Origin of the sequence: Roseomonas sp. FDAARGOS_362, assembly GCF_002754815.1 — a bacterium.
In the GTDB taxonomy this organism is placed as follows: Bacteria; Pseudomonadota; Alphaproteobacteria; order Acetobacterales; family Acetobacteraceae; genus Roseomonas; species Roseomonas mucosa.
The window spans coordinates 1,104,053-1,126,116 of the sequence record NZ_CP024588.1 but is presented as its reverse complement, the minus strand read 5'-3'; the positions used below and the strand labels follow the sequence as shown (position 1 = coordinate 1,126,116).

The following is a 22,064-nucleotide window of genomic DNA, read 5'->3' as shown; positions in this document are numbered from 1 at the left end:
GGCCGGTCAGAAGACCGTGCCGTCGCTCCGCACGTTCAGGGGCGGGGTGCCGCCGGGGCGCTTCTCGCGGGCGATGCGCCGGCCGGCGGCCCAGGTGCCGCCTTCCAGCACGCGGGCCAGGGGCATCTCCGCGGCGGTGAAGCCCAGCCGGTCGCGGACGCCCTCCGCCACCCGGTCCAGCAGCGCCACGGTCAGGGCGCGCCATTCCACGATGGCCTCATGCTCCACGGGCAGGGGATGCTCCGCCAGGGCGGGGTCGCGCAGTTCCAGCACGCCGAGATCGAGGAACAGGCCGCCATTGCGGTATTCCGGCAGGCCGGTCAGCTCGTCGAGCCCGGTCACGCGCAGCCCGGCATCCTCCAGCGCCTCGATCAGCGAATAGCTGAGCCATTGCGAGAGCTTGTGGAAGGGCAGCAGGCCGGGCGCGGGCTCCTCCGGCGCGGCGAGGGGGTGCCGCCAGACATCGCCGAGATTCTCCCCGCCCAGGCTGAGCCGGGATGGCCAGATCGGCGCGAACCCCTCCAGCACCGCGGCCAGCACGACCCTGGCAGGCAGGGCGCCGGGCAGGGCACCCCCCCCGGCCTGTGCCGCCAGATGGTCGTAGAGGCGCCCGATCCGGGCCTGGGGGCCGAAGATGTCCGGCCGGGCGCGCAGCGCGGCGCCCAGCGCCCGCATCAGCGCGGCGCGGCCCTCCAGCCCTTCCAGCGGATTGCCCGGCCCCACCTGGAAGGCGGCGCCGAGCGAGGCGGCGTCGATCCGCGACAGGCCCTCCGCATCGGCGCGCAACGGATGCGTCGGATCGCCCGAGAAGAGCCCGGTGGCGAAGGCATGGAGGCTGGCCACGGCCAGGCCCTCGGAGCGGGCGATGCGCTGCCCGTCCTCGGTGAAGGCCCAGTCCGGCCCGGCCCCGGCGTCGAGCAGCACGCTGACGACGCAGAGATCGAAGCGGATGCGGGCGACCTCCTCGCCGGACTGGTCCTCCAGCATCCGGGCGAGCGCGCCCCAGCGGTCGCGCCCGCCGGCGGCGAAATGCCGCCAGCGCGCATGATAGGGGATGGCGAGGTCCGAGTAGTTGTCGCGGATCACCGCCGCGACATAGTCCGCCGCCACGTCCAGCCGTTCCGGGTGCAGCCGGAAATGCGGCAGGGCGTCATGCTCCGCCAGCGCCAGCATGGCGTGGGCCCGCCGCCGGATCGTCGCCGGGTCGCGCAGCAGGGCGAGCTGCGCGGCGGTCTCCGCCCTGTCCTCCGCCGCGCTCACTCCTGCAGCCCGCGGCCCTTGGTGATGGCGAGCTCGGCGGCATCCGGCACCTTGTCGGTGAAGTAGCCGGCCGCCTTCTTGGCATCCATCTCCACCTGCGCGTCGGGCGGGATCAGCTCCTCGGGGATGGGCACGCGCTCCACCACCTCGATGCCGCTGGCCACGATGGGCTCGTACTTCATGTTGCTCATGGAGACGAGCCGGTCGATGCGGGTGATGCCCAGCCAGTGCAGCACGTCGGGCATCAGCTCCTGGAAGCGCATGTCGTGCACGCCCGCCACGCCGGCGGTGCAGGCGAAGTAGCGGTCGGCGCGGTCGCCGCCCTCCTGCCGCTTGCGCGCGTTGTAGACAAGGAACTTGGTCACCTCGCCGAGCGCGCGCCCTTCCTTGCGGTTGTAGACGATGACGCCCACGCCGCCGCGCTGCGCCTCCTCGATGCAGACCTCGATGCCATGCGCCAGATAAGGGCGGCAGGTGCAGATGTCGGAGCCGAACACGTCGGAGCCGTTGCATTCGTCATGGATGCGGCAGGCGATGCGCGTTTCGGGCCTGCCCAGCTTCGCCGGGTCGCCGAAGAGATAGACGGTCATGCCGCCGATCGGCGGCAGGAAGGTCTTGAGGTCCGGCCGCGTCACCAGTTCCGGGAACATGCCGCCGGTCTGCTCGAACAGGCCGCGGCGCAGGTCGTTCTCGGTGATGCCGAAGCGTTCCGCCACGCCGGGCAGCCACCAGACCGGCTCGATGGCCACCTTGGTGACCCGCGCATCGCCGTTGGGGCCGAGGACCTGTCCGTCCGGCTCCAGCCGCCCGGCGCGCATCGCGGCGGTCAGCTCCGGCATGTTGATATGAGCCTTGGTGACCGCGATGCTCGGCCGGATGTCGCGCCCCGAGGCGATCTCGGCACCGAAGGCCTCGGTGGTCATGTGGCCCCAGGGATCGAGCGAGACGATCCTCCCGGGGTCTGCCCACTGCGCGAAGGGACCGATGGGCTCCGCCGGGCGGGTGTTGGTCAGGTCCGGCCGGTGGCCGGCGGAAAGCTGCCCGGCGGCGACGGCCAGGGCGCGATAGAGCGCGTAGGAGCCGGCATGGGTGCCGATGGCGTTGCGGCTGCCCTCGCCGGGGGTGGCGATCACCGGGCCGCGCCGCTGCGGGTCGGCGGCGCCCCATTGCACCGTGGGAGCACCCTGGCCGGCCATTCCGGGATGCGAGGTGAGGATGATGGGACGCGCCGGGCCGGGCCGGTTGCCGCGGAGGGCTGCCTGCAGCGGCGGGGACGCGAGCGGCGAAGGGGTGGCTTCCGGGATCTGGCTCATCGCGCGGAGCCTCCCCGGCGGGCCGGTTCCTTCCAGGGCCGGGCTTGCCGGGACGAGGGGATCTGCACGATGCGCTGGATCATCCGGAAGGGCTCCATGGCGAGGATGGCCGCTCAAGTCCGGGAGGCTATGGTGACCTTGACCGATCGGTCAACTTGCAAGATGGGCACGGATCGGTCGTCCTCCAGGGGATCGGGATGGTGAAGCACGCGGAAACGGCAGGCGCTGGCGCCGGAGACGGCAAGCCTGCCTCTCGGAAAGGCAGACGCGAGGCGCTGCGGGCGCAGATCCTGCGCGCGGCGGAACCTGTCTTCGCGGAAGCGGGTTTTGCCGGGGCCAGCATGTCCGGCCTCGCCGAGGCGGCCGGCCTGCCCAAGGCCAATCTCCACTACTATTTCGGCACCAAGGAAGGGCTCTACCGCGCGGTGCTGGACGACATCCTGGCGCTCTGGCTTTCCGCGACCGACGACATCCGCCCGGACAGCGATCCCGCCACGGCACTCACCGCCTATATCCGCGCCAAGATGCGCCATTCGCGCCTGCGGCCGCACGCCTCCCGCGTCTTCGCCAACGAGGTGCTGCACGGGGCACCCCAGCTGCACGGCTTCTTCGCGCGGGATCTCAGGGAGCTGGTGGAGCGGAAGGCGGAGGTGATGGAGGGATGGATCGCCGCCGGGCTGATGCGCCCGATCGACCCGCGGCACCTCTTCTTCTCCCTCTGGGCCATGACCCAGACCTATGCGGACTTCGCGTCGCAGATCGCGCCGGTGCTGGGCATCGCGGAGATGGACGAACGGGCCTGCGCAGAGGGCGAGGACACCATCCTCCGCCTGGTCCTCGGCGCCTGCCTGCCTGACGTGGGGGGAATGACTTCAGGGCGAGAAAGCCACAAGGGCGCCGGAACGTTCACGAAAAGAACAAATGGTTAATACAACCTTTGCGATGCAATAGGTCAGGTGATACACCCATTGATATGACAAAAATCCTTGGGAGCCGCCTTGGCGAGCAAGATAACGCGAAGGAAAACCATCTGGGCGATAGGTTCTTTCGGTGTCTCGCGTAGGGCGGAGGCTGCTTCCCCGCACCGTCTCTCATCCGGCGATTTCGCATCCGGGTGGCACGCCTTCGCGCGGCATTTCCTGACGGCCGAGGGCCGGGTGGTCGATACGGGAAACGGCGGCATCACCCATTCCGAGGGGCAGGGCTGGGCAATGCTCTTCGCCCTGCAGGCCGGCGACCGGACGCGCTTCGAACGAATCGCCGACTGGACGCGTGAGAACCTCCGCCGCACATCGGACGGCCTGCACGCCTGGCGCGGCAAGGGCAGCGACGGCAGCGAGGACCTCAACAACGCCACGGATGGCGACCTGTTCATCGCCACGGCGCTGATCCTGGCCGGCGAGCAATGGGGACGGCCGGAATGGCGGGTGGGCGGCCTCGCCACCGCGCAAGGCATCCTCCGGATGCTGCCGCGCCGGGTCGGTGGGCGGCTCGTCCTGCTGCCGGGCCTGCAAGGCTTCGAGCGGAGTGGAGAGGTTGTCGTGAACCCCTCCTACTACGCCTTTCCGATGATGCGCGTTCTCGCCCGGGCGCTGCCCGACCCGCTCTGGCTCGACCTGGCCACGGATGGGCTGGCCCTGCTGCGGGATTCCTGTTTCGGCCCCTATGGCCTGCCCGCCGACTGGGTGGCGGTGTCCCGGGCGGATGGGGGCGTGACGCTGGCGGAAGGCTGGCCGGCGCGCTTTTCCTATGATGCCGTCCGGGTGCCGCTCTGGCTCGGCTGGGCCGGGCTGGTGGACGAGCCGGGGCTGCGCGGCCCGGCATCCTTCTGGGCCGATGCGCCACGCCCGCCGCCTGCCTGGGTGGACCTGCGCAACGCGGAAGCCGCGCCGGTCCCGGCGCTGCCAGGGATGGCGGCGGTGGCCGGGCTGGCGATGCGCCGTGCCGGCATGGCCCCGGCGGCCAGCCGCCCGGAAGGCGCCTCCCGCTCACCTCTGCGGGAAAGCATCCCCCCCGCGCCTCTCCCCGCGCCTCTCCCCGCGCCCCTCTGGGACGACACCTACTACTCGGCGGCGCTGAGCCTGCTCGTCGCCCTGGCGGACCGCCCGGCATGAGCGTGCCGGAGCGTTCCCTCATCCCTTGCACTGCACATGGCCCAAGCCGGTCGGGAGGCGCCTCGCATGGATGGCAAGTCTGATGTGTTGCGTGTGGCGGAAGCCCTGGGCGCGACGACCCTGAGATACCGGAACTTCAGCAACGAGGCCGTGCGGCGCGATCCGCCGCCCCGGCCGGCGCCGGATGAGGCACCCTCGCCGCCCGATGCCGCGCCGGTTGCCGCCCCGCCGCCGACGGCCATGGCTCCTCCGGCGGCGATGCAGGCTCCCGTCCCGCCTTCAGGCCCGGCGTCCATGCCGCATCCCGCGCAGGGGTCCGCACAGTGGCCCGCACAGGGGCCCGCACAGTGGCCCGCGCAGGGGCCCGCACAGTGGCCCGCCCCAGGCCAGGGCCAGGCCCCAGGTCAGGCCCCCGGCCATGGCGGCATACCCTTCCCACCGCCGGCCGCCGGCCCGCCGCAGAACGCGCCGCCGCCTTTCGCGCCGGCACAGGCATCCTGGCCTCCCCCGGCGATGCCCCAGAGCAGTTTTCCGGGTGGCTTCCAGGCAAGCCACCCGACCTGGTCCGCCTCCGCGCCGCTCCCGGCCGTGCCCTGGGACGCGCTGCGGCCTCCGGTCCATCCTGCCCCGCAGCCTGCTGCCCCAAAGGCGGAATATCCCATGCCCCATTCGCCGCAGCCCGCCCCGGCGCCGCACTGGCCGCCCGCCGCTCCGTCCGGCAACGCCGCATGGCCGTCGGAGCAGGGCACCGGACAGCCGGGCCATGGCTACCCGCCGCCATTCCCGGGCACCGGCTTCGCCCCGTCCCAGCCGGGATTTCCGCCCCCGGTGGCGAATGCCCATCCGCTGGCGCCTCCCTCATACCCGGCCCCGTCCGGCTGGCCGGATTCCACCCGCAACACGCCAGCCGCATCCTGGCCGCCGCCTTCCGCCATGCCCCCCTCCATCCCGCCGGGCCCCGCGCCCGCGGCCTCCGGTCATCCGGGACCCGCGCAGCCGCCGCCGCGTGCCGCCGAGATGGATTTCGCGCTCCTCGCCGCCGTGGACCATGCCATGGCGGACCTGCGTGCCGCGGTGAACGCGCCGCAGCCGGCCGCCGGCAGCCTTTCGGAGCTGCTGCGCGGCATCGCCAACGCGACGACGCCCTCTCCCTTCTCTCCGGACCAAAGGTAGGCCCAGCGTGCCGCTGATCTGCATGGCATCGCCGAAGGGCGGGGTGGGCAAGACCACCCTGGCGGCGAACATCGCCCACAGCCTCTCCCGGGCCGGGCGCCGAGTCCTGGTCATGGATTTCGATCCGCAGAACGCGCTGCGGCTGCACTTCGGCCTGTCCCTCGGCGACCAGCTCGGCTGGGCCTCGGGCATGCCCGACCGGCCCGACTGGCACCGGGCGCTGCGGCAGACCGCCTCGGGGGTCGCGCTGCTGCCCTTCGGGATGATCGACCTCGCGCGGGCGCTGGCGCTGGACGGACTGCTCGGCCAACAGCCGGAACTGCTGCTCGGTCCCATGCGGGCCATGCTGGCCGACGAGACCCTGCTCATCATCGCCGACCTGCCGCCCGGTCCCTCCCGCAGCCTGGCCCTGCTGGCGCCGCTGGCGAACCTCGTGGTCTGCGTCCTCAAGGCAGAGGCGATGAGTGCCGCCCTGATGCCGGAGGTCGAGAGCGGCCGCTTCGCCGGCATCGGCATGGGCACCGTCGATACGCATCGGCTGCGGGTGGTGATCAACGAGGTGGACCTGCAGTTGCGCCTGTCCCGGGCGGCGGCGGAGGCGGTGGCGCGCCATGCCGGCTGGCGTCTGCTGGGCGCGGTGAGCCGGGACGAGGCGGTGATGGAAAGCCTCGCCTGCCAGCGCCTCGTGGCCGACCAGGCGCCGCAGTCGCGCGCCGCAACCGACCTGCGGGAGGTGGCGGGGGCGATCGCCGCCTGCGTTCCCGCCCAGCAGCAGCCCGTGCCCGTCAGCATGTGGGGGGGACGATGACCCGTCTCGCGCAATTCTTCGAACGCCTCTCGCGCGGCCGTGCCGGGGCGCTCCTGCTCACGGCGGCGGGGCTGCTGCTCGCCATGCCCTTCGTGGTGGCGCCGCTGGAAGCACAGCAGCAGACCTGGCTGGCGGTCGCCTGTTTCCTCGTCTTCCTGCTGGCCTCGCGCCTGAAGGGGCGGGGGGCGAACTTCTTCCTGGTCATGCTCTCGGTGCTGATCTCGGCGCGCTACCTGTACTGGCGCCTGACCGACACGCTCGACTTCTCGGGCTTCTGGGCGCCCCTGCTGGGCATGGGCCTGCTGCTGGCCGAGCTCTACGCGGTGATCGCGCTGCTGCTCGCCTATCTCCAGTCGATCTGGCCATTGGAGCGCAAGCCGGTGCCGCTGCCGGAGGACCCGGCGGAATGGCCCGTGCTCGACATCTTCATCCCGACCTACAACGAGCCGCTCTCGGTGGTGAAGCCATCCGTCTTCGGTGCGCTGGCGATGGACTGGCCGAAGGACAAGATGAACGTCTACATCCTCGACGACGGGCGGCGCGAGGAGTTCCGTGCCTTCGCCGAGGATATCGGCTGCGGCTACATGATCCGCCCCGACAACAAGGGCGCCAAGGCCGGCAACATCAACCATGCCCTGACCAAGACGAATGGCGAGTTCGTCGTCATCTTCGACTGCGACCACGTGCCGGTACGCGCCTTCCCGCAGATGACGCTGGGCTGGATGCTGCGCGACCCGAAGATCGGCATGCTGCAGACGCCGCACCACTTCTACAGCCCTGATCCCTTCGAGCGGAACCTGGCTTCCGGCCTGCGCGTGCCGAACGAGGGGCTGCTGTTCTACGGGCTCATCCAGTAGGGCAACGACCTGTGGAACGCGACCTTCTTCTGCGGCTCCTGCGCCGTGCTGCGGCGGACGGCGCTGGAGGAAGTGGGCGGCGTGCCGCACCAGACGGTGACGGAGGACTGCCACTGCTCGCTGAAGATGCAGCGGCGCGGCTGGCGCACCGCCTATATCCGCCTGCCGCTGGCGGCGGGGCTGGCGACCGAGCGCCTGGCCCTGCATATCGGCCAGCGCATGCGCTGGGCACGCGGCATGATCCAGATCTTCCGCGTGGACAACCCGTTCCTTGGCGGTGGGCGCCTGAACTGGACGCAGAAGTTCTGCTACGTCTCCTCGATGTGGCACTTCATGTTCCCGCTGCCACGCTTCGTCTTCCTGACCTCGCCGCTGGCCTTCCTGATCTTCGGGCAGAACCTGATCGCGGCCTCGCCCCTGGCCATCGCCGCCTATGCCGGACCGCATGTGATCCATGCCGTGGCCACCAACAGCCGCCTGCAGGGCTCGGTGCGGCATTCCTTCTGGTCGGAGATCTACGAGACCGTGCTGACCCTCTGGCTGCTGCCGGTCATGCTGGCGACGCTGCTCGACCCCAAGAAAGGCAAGTTCAACGTCACCGACAAGGGCGGCGTGCTGGACGAGGGCTTCTTCGATGTGCGCGCTGTGTATCCCAATGCCGTGCTGGCGCTGGTGATGTTCGGCGGCCTGGTCCTCGGCATCTGGGGGCTGCTGAGCAGCGGGACGGGCACGCTGGCCTTCCAGGCCTATGCGCTGAACACGCTCTGGCTGTCGCTGTCGCTCTTCATCGTGCTGGCCGGGATCGCGGTCGGGCGCGAGCGGCGGCAGGTGCGCGAACGCTCCCGGGTCGCCGCGCGGCTGCCGGCCTCGGTGATGCTGCCGGACGGCCGGGTGCTGGAGGGGCACAGCGTGGACCTCTCGCTGGGCGGCGCGGCGATCGAGGCCGCGGCGCCGGACAACCTCGCCCCGGACCAGGCGCTGGTCGTGGAACTGGCGGTGGGCCCGGACCGCGTCGCCCTGCCAGCCCAGGTGATGCGTTGGCAGAACAACAAGCTCCAGCTCCGCTTCACGCCGCAGAGCCTGCGCGACGAGGGCAACATCACCCGCGTCGTGCTCGGCCGTGCGGATAGCTGGGTGCACTGGGACCACGTGCGCCGCGACCGTCCGATGCGCGCGCTCTACGAGGTCGGCGTCAGCATCCGCGGGCTGTTCCGCGGCGACAGCCAGCTTTCCCTGCGGCGCAACCGCCGCCCGGTGCCGGGCGGCAAGGCCCGCCCGTCGCACGCGCAGAGCGCCGCCGTGCTGCTCGGGCTGGGCCTCGGCCTGGGCGTGAGCGCGGCGGCGGCCCAGCCCGCGGCCCCGGCGCCGCGCCCGGTCGCGAGGCAGGCGGTGCCCGCACCGGCAACGGCTCCGGCATGGGCGCCCCCGCCCCAGTCCGACCAGCCCGCGGCGGCCGAGCCTCCGGCCGCGGCCCCTGCGCCGGGGCAGGCGCCGGCCCCGGCGGCGACCCAGGGCGCGCTGGGCGCCACCCCCGGCACGTCGGTTCCGGCCGCTGCGTCCCAGGGGCGGGTGCTGCGACGCACGCTGCGCGACCTCGGCCTGCAATCCCCGATGCAGCTCCGCGGCCTGACGGACCTCCAGGGCATCCTCTTCGGAGTGCGGGAGGACGAGGTGGTGACGGGTGCGAAGCTCGTGCTTCGCGGTGCCACCAGCCCGGCCCTGATCCCGGAACTGTCGCAGATCGCGATGACGCTGAACGAGCAGTTCGTCGGTGCCATCACGCCGGAGCGTGCGCGGCCCAGCTTCGGACCGCTGGAGTTCCCCATCAACCCGGTCTTCTTCGCCGATACCAACCGGCTGAACTTCCGCTTCACCGGCCGCTATGCCGCGGAATGCAACGATCCGCTCTCGGGACTGCTCTGGTCCACCATCTCGGACCAGTCCGTGCTGGAACTGACCACCGAGCGCCTGGCCATGCCGCGCGACCTGGCACGGCTGCCGGCGCCCTTCTTCGACCGGGTGCAGCTGCGCGTGCCGCTGGTCCTGCCCTTCGTGGTGGCGGCCGATGCCAGCAACGACGTGGCGCGCGCGGCGCTGATCGCCTCCTCCTGGTTCGCGGTGCAGGCGGATTACCGCGGCGCCAGCTTCCCGGCCTCCAGCGCCCCGCCGACCCGGGGCAATGGCGTGGTGGTGGCGGTGGGCGCGGATTCCGTGCCCGGCGTGGCGCTGCCCCGCTTCGAGGGGCCAACCCTGGCGCTGGTGCCCAACCCCACCGACCCGGAGTCGAGCCTTCTGGTCATCGGCGGCCGCACCGGGGCCGAGGCCGTCGCCGCGGCGCAGGCGCTCGCCGTGTCGAGCCAGGGGCTGTCGGGCGAGGCCTCCCTGGTCTCGGCGCCCGACATCCCGGCACGCCAGCCCTATGACGCGCCGCGCTGGATCCGTACGGAGCGGCCGGTGCGCTTCGGCGAGCTGGTGGACCCCTCGGAGCTCCAGTCCTACGGCTTCGCGCCCGGCAACATCGCCGTGCCCTTCCGGACCGCGCCCGACGTCTATACTTGGCGGCAGCGATCCATCCCGGTGGACCTGTTCTTCCGCGCCCCGCCGGGGCCGGTGACGGATCTCCAGGTCTCCCGCCTCGATGTCTCGCTGAACGGCAACTACCTGAAATCCCTGCCGCTGCGCGAGGGCGACCCGGCCTGGCCATGGAGCTGGGTGGCGCGGCAACTGGGCGTGGGCCTCGGCGACGACCGTGGCACCGGTTCGGCCGGGCTGCCGTCCTACCTGATCTTCGGGCTGAACAACCTGCAGATGCGCTTCGACATGCGGCCGCTGAACCGGGGCGACTGCACCGCCATCCCGGGCGACATCCGCGCCTCGATCGACCCGGACAGCACGATCGACCTGTCGCGCTCCTACCGCTTCACCGCCCTGCCGAACCTCGCCTTCTTCGCGGGCTCCGGCTTCCCCTACACCAAGCTCGCGGATCTTTCCGATACGGCGCTGGTGCTGCCGGACCGTCCGACCTCGCTGGAACTCTCCCACGCGATGGGGCTGATCGGACGGCTGGCGGCCAATACCGGCCTGCCGGCCCTGCGCCTGGCCATCGCCCACTCCAGCACCCTGGACAGCGTGGTGGACCGCAACCTGCTGGTGGTCGGCTCGCTCAACCGCGTGCCGGCGCTGGCGCGCCTGCTCCGGGACAGCCCGGTCCGGCTGGACGGCAACCGCCTTCAGGTCTCGCTGCCAAGCCCGATGGAGAACTTCCGCAACTTCTTCCTGTCGGATGACCGGCTGCGCGACCGGACACGGCTGAACGCCGTCGTGTCCGGGCCGGGCGACGGCCAGGGCATCATGATCGGCACCGAAAGCCCGCTCCAGTCGGGACGGACGCTGGTGGCGGTCACCGGCACCACGCCGCAGGGCGTCGAGGCCATGCTGAACGCGCTGAGCGACCCGGACCAGCTGCCGCGCATCCAGGGCGACGTGGCCTGGCTGTCCGGCGGACGGGTCGAATCCTACCGCATCAGCCCGACCTATTCGGTAGGCAGCCTGCCGGTCTGGCTTTGGCCGCAGCTCTACCTCGGCAACCGGCCGGACATGGTTCTGCTCCTGGTGGTCGGTGCGGCGCTGCTGCTGGCCGCCCCGTCCTACTGGATCATCCGGCGGCGCGTCGCGGCCCGCCTCAGGGCCCAGATCTGATGCCGGCACCCCGCTCCAGGCCGCATCTCGCGGCGCTGCTCCTTGCCTCCACGGCTCTGCCGGTGCTGCCGGCGGCGGCCCGGGCGGAGGACCGGGCGATCCAGGTCCTGCTCGACCAGGCGAACTACTGGCGTGGCCAGGGTCGGACGGACCAGGTGATCCGGGCGCTGGAACGCGTGCTGGCCGCCGATCCCGACAATGTCGCGGCGCTGTCCGGCCTCGCCCAGGCCCAGGCGCAGCAGGGCGACCGGGCCGCGGCGGACCGCACCCTGGCGCGGCTGCGTCAGGTCGCGCCCGGCAATTCCGTGGTGGGCAGCACCGAGACCCAGCTCCGCGGCGCCTCCGCCGACCCGGCCCAGGTGGCCGAGGCCAGGCGGCTGGCGCAGGCGGGGCAGAACGCGGCGGCGGTGGCGCGCTACCGGCAGATCTTCGGCGGCAGCACCCCGCCGGATGTCTTCGCGCAGGAATACTACCAGGCCCAGGCGGGGACGCCCGACGGCTATGCCCAGGGCCGGGACGGGCTGAAGCGGCTGCTGGACCGCAATCCGGGCAACCGGGCCCTGCAGCTCGCCCTTGCCCAGGTCCTCACCTGGCGCGAGGGCTCGCGCACGGAGGGCATCCGCCTTCTCCAGCAACTCGCCGGCAGCCCCGACATGGCGCAGCAGGCGCGGAACTCCTGGCGGCAGGCGCTGAGCTGGGACGGGGCCAGTGCCTCGGCCATCCCCGGGCTGGAAGCCTATCTGGAGCGCTATCCGGACGACCAGCAGGCGCAGCGGCAACTGGCGGAGGCCCGCAACCCGGCCCGCACCCCGCAGGACGAGATGGGCGCGCGCCGCCAGGCGGGGTTCGAGGCGCTGAACGGCAACCGCGTCGCCGCGGCGGAGGCGGCCTTCCAGGCGGTGCTGCAACAGGCGCCCGAGGATTCCGACGCGCTGGGCGGGCTGGGGCTGGTGCGGCTCCGCCAGGGTCGCAGCAACGAGGCGAAGACCCTGCTGGCCCGCGCCATCGCGGCCGACCCGCAGGAGGGCCGCCGCAAATGGGGGCAGGCGCTGGACGGCGCGAGCTATGCCGGAGCGGTCAACACCGCCCGGTCGCAGATCGCCCGTGGTCAGGTGCAGCAGGCCGAGGCGACGCTGGAGGCCGCGGTGCGCCAGGGCGGCGCGGAACAGGCCGAGGCCCAGGCGCTGCTGGGTGACATCCTGCTGCGGCGGGGCGATGCGGCGGGGGCGGAGAAGCGCTACCGCGCCGCCCTGAGCCGCCGGCCCAACCTGCCGGGCGCCCTGTCCGGGCTCTACCAGTCCCTGCAGTCCCAGGGGCGGATGGCGGAGGCGGAGGAACTCGCGGCGCGGCAGGGGGGGGCCTTCGCCAACAGCCTCGCGGCCTCGCGCGCCGAACAGCTCCGGGCCGAGGCGCAGCGCAGCGCCGACCCGGCGCAGGCGGTCGCCCTGCTCCAGTCGGCCTATGCCTCCAATCCGGAAGATCCCTGGGTCCGGCTCGACCTCGCCCGCGCCATGGCGCGGCAGGGGCGGGGAGCGGAAGGGCGCGCGCTGATGCAGGAGCTGGTGCAGCGCAGCGCCAGCGCCGACAACCTCTACGCGGCGGGCCTTTTCGCACAGGAGGAAGGCCGCGCCAGCGAGGCGGCCGCCCTGATCGAGCGCATCCCGCTGCGCCTGCGCTCGGCCGATGCCAGCCGCCTGCTGCGCGCCACCGCCGTGCAGGCGGAGGTCGCGGCCGCGGCGGAACCCGCGCGCTATGGGCAGTACGACCTCGCGCGGCAGCGCCTGATGCAGATCGTGGCGCGTCCGGACCCTGCCGGGGAGACCGCCGCCCAGGCGGTGCGCGCGCTGAACGCGGTGGGCGACACGCGCGGGGCGGTGGAACTGGCCCGCATGGCCCTGGCGACGAACGCCAACGCGGCGCCGGCGGGGCGCATCGCCCTGGCGGATGCGCTGCTCGATGCCGGGCAGGGGGGCGAGGCCGCCGCCCTGGCCGCCAGCCTGGCAGCGGACCCGCGCCTCACGGCACAGGACCGGCAGCGCCTGGGCGGGTTGCAGACCGGGATCGCCATCCGCGAGAGCGACCGGCTCAACGAGGCGGGCGACCAGGCCGCCGCCTACGACCGGCTCGCCCCCGCGCTGAGCGCGAAGCCGCAGGACCCGGATGTGAACCTCGCCCTGGCGCGGCTCTACCAGGGGGCGCAGGATCCGGCCCGGGCACAGGAAGTCGCCGAGGCGGTGCTGCGGCGCGACCCGCGCAATGCCGACGCCCGGCTGGCCGCCGCCAGCGCCGCCATCGCGCGGGGCCAGACGCGGCGGGCGGAGGAACTGCTCGCCGAGGGACGCACGCTGACGCCCAACGACCCCCGGGTCGCGGTGGTGGAGGCGCAGCTTGCCCGGGCCTCCGGCGACTCCCGGCGCGCGCAGGCGGCGCTGCAACGGGCCGAGGAGCTGCGGCGGGCCCAGCTCAGTGGCACCCCGGCGGCGGTTCCGATGGCATCAGGGCCGGCGGCCACGATGCGGGGCCAGGCCACGGCAAATCCCTTCCAGCAGGTGGCGCTGGCTGGTGGAGAGCCGGTTCTGCTGGCCGCGGCGGGGCCGGCGGTGGGCAACGATCCCCTGCTCAACGACATCCAGCGCCAGCTCGCCGAGGTACGGGAGGAATCCGCGCCGCGCATCGGGCCGAACTTCGCCGGGCGCTTCCGCTCCGGCAGCGGCGGCCTCGACCGTTTGCAGGAATATTCCGGCGGGGCGGAGGCCTCGGCGGCGATGCCGGGGATCGGTGGGCGGATCGCCGCCCGCGCCCAGCTCTACAGCATCGATTCCGGCACGCTGGACCAGAACACGGGCAACCTGCGCCGTTTCGGCACCAACCCGCTGCGGCTGCCGGGGCCCAGCGAGAGCATCTCCGCCGCCACCGCGGCCCGGCTGACGCCAAAGGACACCACGGCCTCCGGCGTCGCCTTCGGCCTTGGCTATACGCGCGGCGAGAGCCTGTCACTCGATGTCGGCTCCACGCCGATCGGCTACCGCGTGCAGAACCTGGTGGGCGGGCTGGAGCTTGCTCCGTCCTTGAACGGCAACCTGCGCCTGCGCCTGACCGGCGAGCGCCGGGCCATGACCGACAGCCTGCTGGCCTGGGCCGGGCAGCGCGACCCGGTCACCAGCCGGACCTGGGGCGGCGTGGTGCGCAACACCGGGCGCGGCCAGTTCGAATGGAGCGCGGGCCGGGCGAACTTCTATGCCGGCGGCGGCTATTCGCAGGTCGAGGGCAAGGGCGTTGCCGACAACAACCGGATCGAGGCCGGGGCCGGCATGAGCTACGCCTTCTTCCGGCGACCGGACGAGGAGCTGACCAGCGGGCTCGACCTCGTCTATCTCTCCTACGACAAGAACCTGCGCTTCTTCACCCTGGGTCAGGGCGGCTACTTCAGCCCGCAGAACTATGTCGCGGCGAATATCCCGATCGACTACCGCGCCCGGCTGGGGAACCTCTCCTACCACCTCGGCGGCCAGATCGGCCTCGCGCACTTCAAGGAGGACCGCTCCCCGCTCTTTCCCAACGACCCCGCCCTGCAGGCCCGGGCCGAGGCGCGGGAGGCGGCCGACTCCACGCAGAGCGCCTTCTACGCCGGCCAGACCCAGACCAGCCTGGTCGGCGGTGTGCGGGCGGATGCGGAATACGCCATCACGCCCCAGTTCAAGGTCGGTGGCCTGCTCCGCTACGACCGTGCGGCGGACTGGAACGAGGTGCGCGCCATGCTCTTCGCGCGCTACCGCTTCGATTGACCTATGGTTCCGGGGCCAGTGCTTCCGGGACCGGTGCTTCGGGGACCGGTGCTTCGGGGATCAGCGCTTCGGGGTGCCGGGCGTGGCCTCGCCCAGGCCCCGTTCCTCGGTGCCCAGCGCCTCGGCGAGCCTAACCGTGGCGCTGCCGGGCCGGGCGGGCTGCTGCTGGCTGGGTGCCGGCGCCCAGCCGGTCAGCGTCAGGAGGCGCAGGGTGACGGGCACCGGCTCGTCCCCCGGCGCCTCGCCCGCCAGCCGGGCCAGCGCCGCCGGGAACAGCGCGCGCGGCACCGGGCGCGGGTCCCGTGCCAGGACCGCGCTGGTTTCCCCGGCCGCGCGCAGGTCGCGCAACAGGGCGAGCGGCGAACGGTAGGCGAGGCGCAGCGTCTCCGCATCCGCCACCGGCAGGGCGAAGCCCGCCCGTTGCAGCAGGGCCGCGCCGTCCGAGACCTCCGGAAAGGGCGAGACGCGCGGCGAAACGCCGCCGCGCAGCGCCTCCTCCTCGGCGGCCAGGGCCTCGCGCAGGTTCTGCAGGGTGCCCAGCGCCGGCACGCTGGCCAGGAACAGCCCGTCCGGGCGGAGCGCGCGGCGGATCTGCACCAGGGCGCCGGGGAGGTCGTTCACCCAGTGCAGCGACAGGCTGGCCACCACCAGGTCGAAGCTGCCCTCGGCGAAGGGCAGCCATTCCTCGTCCCCGGCGACCGGGAGGCTGCCGGCCTGTCGCGCCAGGGCCGCCGACAGGTCCATGGACACCACCTGCCCGATGCCGCGGGCGCGCAGCCGCGGCGCCACCGCGCCCCGCCCGCCAAGGTCCAGGGCATGGTCGAAGCGCAGTGTGAAGTCGTCCAACCGGTCCAGCAGCCGGTCGGCGGCTTCCTCCAGGATGGGGGCCACCTGGCGCAGGCTCGCGGCGGAGCGGTCGCGGCGGAGGCGGTGGAGGCGGCGGTCGAAGACCTGATGCGGCGCGGACATGCAGCGGCAGATGGCGCGAAGCCGGCCACGGCGCCAGGGGGTGGGGCCGGAAGGACAGGACGAGCAGGGTGGGCGCTGGAAAAGAGCCAGGGGCCGGAGAGGCGATGGCCGGAGCGGGGGCGATAGGAATGCAGGGCGGATGGCACGCTGGGACCGGGCGGGGTGGCCATTGAGCGGGGCGGAAGCGGCGCCCGGCCGCTGGCGGGGCTGGGGCCGTCTCGCGGGGCGGATGGGGGAGGGGCTGCTGGATGCGCTGCTGCCGCCCAGCTGCCTTACCTGCCGGGAGCCGGTGATGCGCCACGGCGCCTTCTGCCCCGCCTGCTTCCGGGACCTGCAACGGATCGGCGACCCGCTCTGCGACGGCTGCGGCGTGCCGTTCCTGCATGTGGAGCAGGGCGTGCCGACCACGGGCCGCCTGTTCTGCGCCGCCTGCGCGGAACGGCCCTTTCCTTTCGCCCGGGCGCGCGCGGCCTTCGTCTATGGGGACGTGTCGAAGCGCCTGATCCTGCCCTTCAAGCACGGCGACCGCCCCGACCTGGCGCGCCCGATGGCCCGCGCCATGGCCCTGGCGGGCAAGGAGCTGCTGGCGGAGGCCGGCATCCTGGTGCCGGTGCCGCTGCACTGGCGGCGCCTCCTGCGGCGCCGGTACAACCAGTCGGCGCTGCTGGCGCGCCATCTGGGACGGCAGGCGGGGCGGCCCTGGCTGCCGGACGGGCTGCGCCGGATGCGCGGCACGACCTCCCTGGGCGGCCTGGGCGCCGCCGGGCGGGCGATGGAGGTGGAAGGCGCCTTCCTGGTGACGCCCCGGGGGCGGCGCGCCATCGCCGGGCAGCGCGTGCTGCTGGTGGACGACGTGCTCACCAGCGGCGCCACCGCCGCCGCCTGCGCCCGCGCTCTGCTGGAGGCCGGGGCGCGGGAGGTCGATGTGCTGGCGGCGGCCCGCGTGCTGCCCCGGGATACGCCGGGAAACACGGATAGGCAGGGGTGAGACTTGACCCGGGGGCCCGGCGGAACGAATTGAGGGAACATGGCCAAGGTCGAGATCTTCACCACCCCCTTCTGCCCCTATTGCGCGCGCGCGAAGACGCTGCTGATGCGCAAGGGCGCCGCCTTCGAGGAATTCGATGCGCCGCACGGCTCTCCGGCGCGCGAGGACGCGGTCCGCCGGTCCGGCGGCCGCACCACGGTGCCGCAGATCTTCATCGATGGGCAGGCGATCGGCGGCTGCGACGACCTCTTTGCGCTGGAGCGCGCGGGCAAGCTGGACAGCCTGCTGACGGCCTGATCCCACCGCCCGGCGTGGCGGGCCGGCCTCGCCCGCCTGGGTTCCGGCAGGCTCGGCACGGCCCACTGGCACTCGGAATATTCGAGTGCCAGAATAGGGTTTGAACAGGCGCATGGCTCGCAGCACCGGAATGCCGGCGCCCCTGCCGGAATCCGGAATGGGGCGGCGCGAAGCCGATGGGGCCGAGAACGGAACAGGGATGATCCACTACCAGTTGCGCTGCGAAGGTGGCCATGAGTTCGATGGCTGGTTCCAGGACAGCGCGGGTTTCGAGAAACTGGCCAGGAATGGCCTCGTGGAATGTCCGGTCTGCGGCGGGACGGAGGTCCAGCGTGCGCTGATGGCGCCGTCGATCGCGAAGTCGCGGCCGGAGGCAGGCCCCGTGGCCGGTCCGGCCCTTTCCGATGCGCCCACGCCGTCGCCGCCCGTTCCCGCCATGCCGGGCCCCGCGAGCCAGCCCGTGGCGGCGGGGCCGATGCCCGCCCAGGTCATGGCACTGCTGCAGCGCATTCGCGGCGAGGTCGAGCGCAACTGCGACTATGTGGGCCGCGACTTCAGCGAGGAGGCGCGGCGGATGCAGGCGGGCGAGAGCGAGCGCCGCGGCATCTATGGCGAGGCCACGGATGCGGAGGCCGAGGCGCTGCGCGACGAGGGTATCGAGATCGCCCGCATTCCCTGGGTGCCCCGCTCGGATGGCTGATGGTACGTGCCGGGGCGGGGGCCGGATCAGGGCTCCCCGCCGCGGTGCCATGCCCGGGCGGCCCGGCTGATGGAAGCGCTGGACTGCTGGGGGCGGGACACCGGTTCCGCCCTGGTCGGCGACTTTCCCGACCCGGGCCTGCCCTTCCTGGCCGTCGCCAGCTACAGCCTGGCGCCGATGGTGCTGACCGACCCGGCGCGCCCGGACAATCCCATCGTGTTCGCCAATGCCGCCTTCCTCCAGATGACGGGCTATGACGGCCGGGAGGTGCTGGGCCGGAACTGCCGCTTCCTCCAGGGGCCCGGCACGGACCGCGCCACGGTGGACGCCCTGCGGGACGCGATGGGCGAGGCGCGGGACATCACCGTCGAACTGCTGAACTACCGGCGGGACGGCACCCCCTTCCGCAACGAGGTCCGCATCGGCCCGCTGCGGGACGCGCAGGGCCAGGTCCGCTATTTCCTGGCCACGCTGCACGACGTGACCCTGGCCCGCGACGTCGTGCGGGTCGAGCGGGCGCTGCGTGTCAGCGAGGCGGGCGCACGCCTCGCGGTGGAGGCGAGCGGCCTCGGCACATGGGACCTGGATGTCGCCCGCGGGGTGCTGCACTGGAACGCAGCCTGCCGGGCGCTGTTCGGCCTGTCCCTCGATGACGAGCGGCCCCTGACCTACGAGGACAGCTTCCTGTCCGCCCTGCATCCCCGGATGCGCGCCCGGGTCCGGCAGGAGATGGAGGACGCCCTCTCGCCCGCCGGCAGCGGGCGGCTGACCACGGAGTTCCGGATTGTCGGGCTGGCGGACCGCCGCGAGCGCTGGCTGTCGCTGACCGGGCAGAGCTTCTTCGAGGAAGGGCGCTGCGTCCGCTTCGTCGGCGTGGTGAGCGACACCACCGCGCGCAAGCGCGAGGATGAGGCGCTGCTCCGCTCGCGCGAGAAGCTGGAGGCCCGGGTCGAGCGGAGCAGCCGGGACCTGGACCGCATCTGGCATCATTCCCAGGATATCATGGTGGTGATCCGCCAGGATGACCTGACGGCGGAGGCGGTGAACCCGGCCTGGGAGCGCGTCCTGGGCTGGCCCGCGGAGCCGCCCTCCGGAACCGGCATCCTGGGCTTCGTGCATCCGCAGGATACGGCGCTGACCCGTGTCCAGCTGGCGCGCCTCGCGGATGGCCAGGGGGTGGAGCATTTCGAGAACCGCATCCGTCACCGGGACGGCTCCTACCGCCGGATCTCCTGGAACGTCGTGCCGGAGGGCGAGTTCCTGCACGCGGTGGGCCGCGACGTGACGGTGGAGCGGCGGCAGGAGGAGATCCTCCGCCGCACCGAGGCGCAGCTCCGCCAGTCGCAGAAGATGGAGGCGATCGGCCAGCTCACCGGCGGCGTGGCGCACGACTTCAACAACCTGTTGCAGGTGGTGCTGGGCAACCTGGACATCCTGCAGCGCAGCCTGCCGCCCGAGGCGGGGCGGCTGCGGCGCTCGGCCGAGAATGCGGCGAGCGGCGCCCGGCGCGCCGCGGTGCTGACGCAGCGTCTCCTGGCCTTCTCCCGCCGCCAGCCCCTGGCGCCGCGCGCCCTGCAGGTGAACGGGCTGGTGGAGGGGATGTCGGACCTGTTGGCCCGCACCCTGGGCGAGACCATCGCCATCCGCACCGCCCTGGCGCCGGACCTGTGGCGGGTGGAGGCCGATCCGGGGCAGCTGGAGAACGCGCTGCTGAACCTCGCGGTGAATGCGCGCGATGCCATGCCCGGCGGCGGCAGGCTGGCGATCGAGACGGGGAATCTGAGCCTCTCGGAAGCCATCGCCCTGCGCGGCGAGGAACTGGGACCCGGCCAATACGTGGTGATCAGCGTGACCGACACCGGCACGGGCATGGATCAGGAGGTCGTCGGCCGGGTCTTCGAGCCCTTCTTCACCACCAAGCCGGTGGGGCAGGGAACAGGGCTGGGCCTGTCCATGACCTATGGCTTCGTCCGCCAGTCCGGCGGCCATATTCGGATCTACTCGGAACCCGGCCTGGGCACCACGGTGCGGATCTACCTGCCGCGCCTGGTTTCCGCCGGTGAGGAGGCGCCGCCGGAGGGGGAGCCCACACCCGCCGCCCGCGCCCGGCAGGAAAGCATCCTGGTGGTCGAGGACGATGCCGATGTCCGCAGCTACTCGGTGGAAGTGCTGTCGGAGCTCGGATACCAGGTGATCGAGGCGGAGGACGGCCCCGGCACGCTGCGACTGCTGGAGGATTCGCCCTCGCTGGTGCCGGATCTGCTCTTCTCCGACGTGGTGCTGCCCAACGGTATGAACGGGGCGGAGCTGGCGGCGCGGGCGCGGCTGCTGCGGCCGGGGATGAAGGTGCTCTTCACCAGCGGCTATGCCCGCGACGCCCTGACGCATCACGGCCGGCTGGACGCGGGCGTGGAGGTGATCGGCAAGCCCTTCACCTTCGCCGAGCTGGCGGCGCGGGTGCGCGGGGTGCTGGACGGGCCGCCCGGCCGCTGAGGGCGGTGCCCCCGGAACGGGGCGGGATGGCCTTGCCGGGAGCGCCCGGGGGCGGGAAGCTGCCGGGCGGATACGGATGGGAACCGGCATGAAGGTCTTCTGGGACGACCGGCAACTGGCGCATGCGCCGCGCTTCTTCCTGCAACGGGGGCACCTGCGGCCGCATTTCGAGGTCCCGGCCCGGGCGGAGGCGCTGCTGGCGGCCTGCCGGCGGATGGGGCTGGAGATCGCCGCCCCGGGCGATGCGGACGCCACGGCCCTCGGCACGGTGCATGCCCCGGACTACCTGGACTTCCTGCGGGGCGCCCTGACGGAATGGGAGGCCATGCCGGGCCATGGCGAGGAGGTGGTGCCCAACATGCACCCCTCGCCCGAGATGCTGGCACAGGGCGCGCGGCGCTCCACCACGATCATCGGCAAGACCGGCTGGTATACCGCCGACGCCGCTTGCCCGATCGGCCCCGGCACCTGGGAAGCCTCGGTGCTGGCGGCGGCCGGGGCGCTGGCCGCGGCCGAGGTGGCGGCGGGCGGCGGTTCCGCCTACGCACTGGCGCGGCCGCCCGGGCACCATGCCTATGCCGCCCGGGCCGGCGGCCACTGCTACCTGAACAACGCCGCCCTGGCGGCGGAGCGGCTGCGGGCCAGGGGCGCGGGCAAGGTCGCCGTGCTCGACATCGACAGCCACCACGGCAACGGCACCCAGGGCATCTTCTGGGAGCGCGACGACGTGCTCTTCGTGTCGGTCCATGGCGATCCGGACCGCTACTACCCCTGGTATGTCGGCCATGCCGACGAGCGCGGCGGAGGGATGGGCGCCGGGTTCAACCTGAACCTGCCCCTGGCCCTGGGCAGCGGCGATCCGGAATGGCTGGAGGCGATCGGCACCGGCCTGGGCGCCATCCGGGACTTCGGCGCGGAGGCGCTGGTGGTCAGCCTGGGTTTCGACGCCTCGAAGGACGAGCCGCTGAACGCCCTTTCGGTGACGGCGGATGGCTTCGGCCGGGCCGGCGAGGCCATCGGCGGGCTGCGCCTGCCCACCGCCATCGTGCAGGAGGGCGGCTATGCGGTGGAGGTGATCGGCGGCTTGCTGGAACGCTTCCTTAACGGCTTCGGGCGCTGAGGCGCGCCGCTCCGGGCCGCGCTGGCCCGGAGCGTCAGCGGAAGGGGTTGCCGCGTGGCAGCGGCGGGTCCTGCAGCCGCTCGATCCGCCGGAGCAACTCAGCCTCGCCGCCGGAGAAGGTAGTGGACAGGATGCAGGTCTTCTGCCCCCGCGCCTTGCAGTCCTCCGCACGGCGCCGCATCTCGTTCAATTCGGTGAAGGGTACCAGGGCCGTGTTCACCAGGCATTCCTGGGGATCACGCTTTTCCGATCGAACCGTGATCTCGATCTTGCCGTCCCCCGACTTCCAGGGGGTCGAGATGGTGAAGCAGCGCATCCCCGGCATGTTCCGTCCCAGGAAGTCTACCCGCCGTACCGGATAGCGGGCGAAGAGCAAGGTCTGTTCGCCCTCGAAGAGGGTAACCCTCCGCACGGGCTCAGGCTGGATCTCGGCCGGGCCGGTGCCGTCGTGCAGGAACGCCGCAGCCATGGAGACAGCGATCGTCTGG

The 22,064-nt window shown here is 72.7% G+C and carries 15 protein-coding genes and 1 pseudogene; 12 read left to right on the top strand and 4 right to left on the bottom strand.

Annotated elements, in window-relative coordinates:
- Nucleotides 1-6: 6 nt before the first annotated feature.
- Nucleotides 7-1,260: a URC4/urg3 family protein gene (locus CTJ15_RS10065; RefSeq protein WP_099781540.1), complete on the bottom strand. Its 1,254-nt coding sequence runs from the start codon at nucleotides 1,258-1,260 to the stop codon at nucleotides 7-9.
- Nucleotides 1,257-2,573 carry a GTP cyclohydrolase II gene (locus CTJ15_RS10060; protein ID WP_226946102.1) on the bottom strand — a complete coding sequence of 439 codons (1,317 nt, stop codon included), beginning with the start codon at nucleotides 2,571-2,573 and terminating at the stop codon, nucleotides 1,257-1,259. Before CTJ15_RS10060 ends, CTJ15_RS10065 begins: the two co-directional genes overlap by 4 nt.
- A 197-nt stretch (nucleotides 2,574-2,770) precedes the next feature.
- Between CTJ15_RS10060 and CTJ15_RS10055 the strand changes: the two genes are divergently transcribed.
- From CTJ15_RS10055 to CTJ15_RS10025, 7 genes and pseudogenes are all read left to right on the top strand, one after another.
- Nucleotides 2,771-3,502 carry a TetR/AcrR family transcriptional regulator gene (locus CTJ15_RS10055; protein WP_075822610.1) on the top strand — a complete coding sequence of 244 codons (732 nt, stop codon included), beginning with the start codon at nucleotides 2,771-2,773 and terminating at the stop codon, nucleotides 3,500-3,502.
- 228 nt (nucleotides 3,503-3,730) lie between these two features.
- A complete protein-coding gene (locus CTJ15_RS10050) occupies nucleotides 3,731-4,687 on the top strand; it encodes a glycosyl hydrolase family 8 (protein ID WP_019461155.1) in 957 nt (318 codons plus the stop codon).
- A gap of 660 nt (nucleotides 4,688-5,347) precedes the next feature.
- The gene (locus CTJ15_RS10045) at nucleotides 5,348-5,860 is read left to right on the top strand and encodes a hypothetical protein (RefSeq protein WP_099781538.1); all 513 of its coding nucleotides are present in this window, start codon (nucleotides 5,348-5,350) and stop codon (nucleotides 5,858-5,860) included.
- A gap of 22 nt (nucleotides 5,861-5,882) precedes the next feature.
- Nucleotides 5,883-6,668, top strand: a complete 786-nt coding sequence (locus tag CTJ15_RS10040; RefSeq protein WP_226946101.1) for a cellulose synthase operon protein YhjQ/BcsQ — start codon at nucleotides 5,883-5,885, stop codon at nucleotides 6,666-6,668.
- Nucleotides 6,665-7,870, top strand: a pseudogene (locus CTJ15_RS24745) (glycosyltransferase); the annotation flags it as partial. The gene CTJ15_RS10040 and the pseudogene CTJ15_RS24745, both read left to right, overlap by 4 nt.
- Complete coding sequence (locus CTJ15_RS10030) at nucleotides 7,847-11,224, top strand: cellulose biosynthesis cyclic di-GMP-binding regulatory protein BcsB (RefSeq protein WP_369924174.1); 3,378 nt, start codon at nucleotides 7,847-7,849, stop codon at nucleotides 11,222-11,224. The pseudogene CTJ15_RS24745 and the gene CTJ15_RS10030, both read left to right, overlap by 24 nt.
- Entirely contained in the window at nucleotides 11,224-15,009 is a 3,786-nt protein-coding gene (locus CTJ15_RS10025) for a cellulose biosynthesis protein BcsC (RefSeq protein WP_099781534.1), read from the top strand. Before CTJ15_RS10030 ends, CTJ15_RS10025 begins: the two co-directional genes overlap by 1 nt.
- Nucleotides 15,010-15,069: 60 nt before the next feature.
- Here CTJ15_RS10025 and CTJ15_RS10020 read toward each other — a convergent pair whose 3' ends face one another.
- Nucleotides 15,070-15,978: a methyltransferase domain-containing protein gene (locus CTJ15_RS10020; RefSeq protein WP_099781533.1), complete on the bottom strand. Its 909-nt coding sequence runs from the start codon at nucleotides 15,976-15,978 to the stop codon at nucleotides 15,070-15,072.
- A 139-nt stretch (nucleotides 15,979-16,117) separates the two neighbouring features.
- On the opposite strand from CTJ15_RS10020, the gene CTJ15_RS10015 reads away from it, so the two are divergent.
- The 5 genes from CTJ15_RS10015 to CTJ15_RS09995 all read left to right on the top strand — a co-directional run bounded on the left by CTJ15_RS10015 (nucleotide 16,118) and on the right by CTJ15_RS09995 (nucleotide 21,576).
- Entirely contained in the window at nucleotides 16,118-16,966 is an 849-nt protein-coding gene (locus CTJ15_RS10015; RefSeq protein WP_226946100.1) for a ComF family protein, read from the top strand.
- 39 nt (nucleotides 16,967-17,005) lie between these two features.
- Entirely contained in the window at nucleotides 17,006-17,263 is a 258-nt protein-coding gene (gene grxC / locus CTJ15_RS10010; protein ID WP_075822234.1) for a glutaredoxin 3, read from the top strand.
- A 112-nt stretch (nucleotides 17,264-17,375) separates the two neighbouring features.
- Complete coding sequence (locus CTJ15_RS10005; RefSeq protein WP_369923885.1) at nucleotides 17,376-17,963, top strand: DUF1178 family protein; 588 nt, start codon at nucleotides 17,376-17,378, stop codon at nucleotides 17,961-17,963.
- A 69-nt stretch (nucleotides 17,964-18,032) separates the two neighbouring features.
- Nucleotides 18,033-20,456 (top strand): PAS domain-containing sensor histidine kinase, encoded by a 2,424-nt coding sequence (locus CTJ15_RS10000; protein WP_126281865.1) that lies wholly within the window; start codon nucleotides 18,033-18,035, stop codon nucleotides 20,454-20,456.
- Nucleotides 20,457-20,544: 88 nt separating this feature from the next.
- Nucleotides 20,545-21,576 carry a histone deacetylase family protein gene (locus CTJ15_RS09995; RefSeq protein WP_026033196.1) on the top strand — a complete coding sequence of 344 codons (1,032 nt, stop codon included), beginning with the start codon at nucleotides 20,545-20,547 and terminating at the stop codon, nucleotides 21,574-21,576.
- Between the two features lie 34 nt (nucleotides 21,577-21,610).
- Here CTJ15_RS09995 and CTJ15_RS09990 read toward each other — a convergent pair whose 3' ends face one another.
- On the bottom strand, nucleotides 21,611-22,045 hold the full coding sequence (locus CTJ15_RS09990; protein WP_019461166.1) for a hypothetical protein: 435 nt from the start codon (nucleotides 22,043-22,045) through the stop codon (nucleotides 21,611-21,613).
- Nucleotides 22,046-22,064 lie beyond the last annotated feature (19 nt).

Bases quoted from the DNA above. Each gene is read 5' to 3' on its own strand.
- CTJ15_RS10015 (WP_226946100.1), top strand. From the start codon at position 16,118: ATGGCACGCTGGGACCGGGCGGGGTGGCCATTGAGCGGGGCGGAAGCG.
- CTJ15_RS10060 (WP_226946102.1), bottom strand. From the start codon at position 2,573: ATGAGCCAGATCCCGGAAGCCACCCCTTCGCCGCTCGCGTCCCCGCCG.
- CTJ15_RS10005 (WP_369923885.1), top strand. From the start codon at position 17,376: ATGGCTCGCAGCACCGGAATGCCGGCGCCCCTGCCGGAATCCGGAATG.
- CTJ15_RS09990 (WP_019461166.1), bottom strand. From the start codon at position 22,045: ATGGCTGCGGCGTTCCTGCACGACGGCACCGGCCCGGCCGAGATCCAG.
- CTJ15_RS10025 (WP_099781534.1), top strand. From the start codon at position 11,224: ATGCCGGCACCCCGCTCCAGGCCGCATCTCGCGGCGCTGCTCCTTGCC.
- CTJ15_RS10045 (WP_099781538.1), top strand. From the start codon at position 5,348: ATGCCCCATTCGCCGCAGCCCGCCCCGGCGCCGCACTGGCCGCCCGCC.
- CTJ15_RS10040 (WP_226946101.1), top strand. From the start codon at position 5,883: ATGGCATCGCCGAAGGGCGGGGTGGGCAAGACCACCCTGGCGGCGAAC.
- CTJ15_RS10055 (WP_075822610.1), top strand. From the start codon at position 2,771: ATGGTGAAGCACGCGGAAACGGCAGGCGCTGGCGCCGGAGACGGCAAG.
- grxC (WP_075822234.1), top strand. From the start codon at position 17,006: ATGGCCAAGGTCGAGATCTTCACCACCCCCTTCTGCCCCTATTGCGCG.
- CTJ15_RS10020 (WP_099781533.1), bottom strand. From the start codon at position 15,978: ATGTCCGCGCCGCATCAGGTCTTCGACCGCCGCCTCCACCGCCTCCGC.
- CTJ15_RS10030 (WP_369924174.1), top strand. From the start codon at position 7,847: ATGTGGCACTTCATGTTCCCGCTGCCACGCTTCGTCTTCCTGACCTCG.
- CTJ15_RS09995 (WP_026033196.1), top strand. From the start codon at position 20,545: ATGAAGGTCTTCTGGGACGACCGGCAACTGGCGCATGCGCCGCGCTTC.
- CTJ15_RS10000 (WP_126281865.1), top strand. From the start codon at position 18,033: ATGGAAGCGCTGGACTGCTGGGGGCGGGACACCGGTTCCGCCCTGGTC.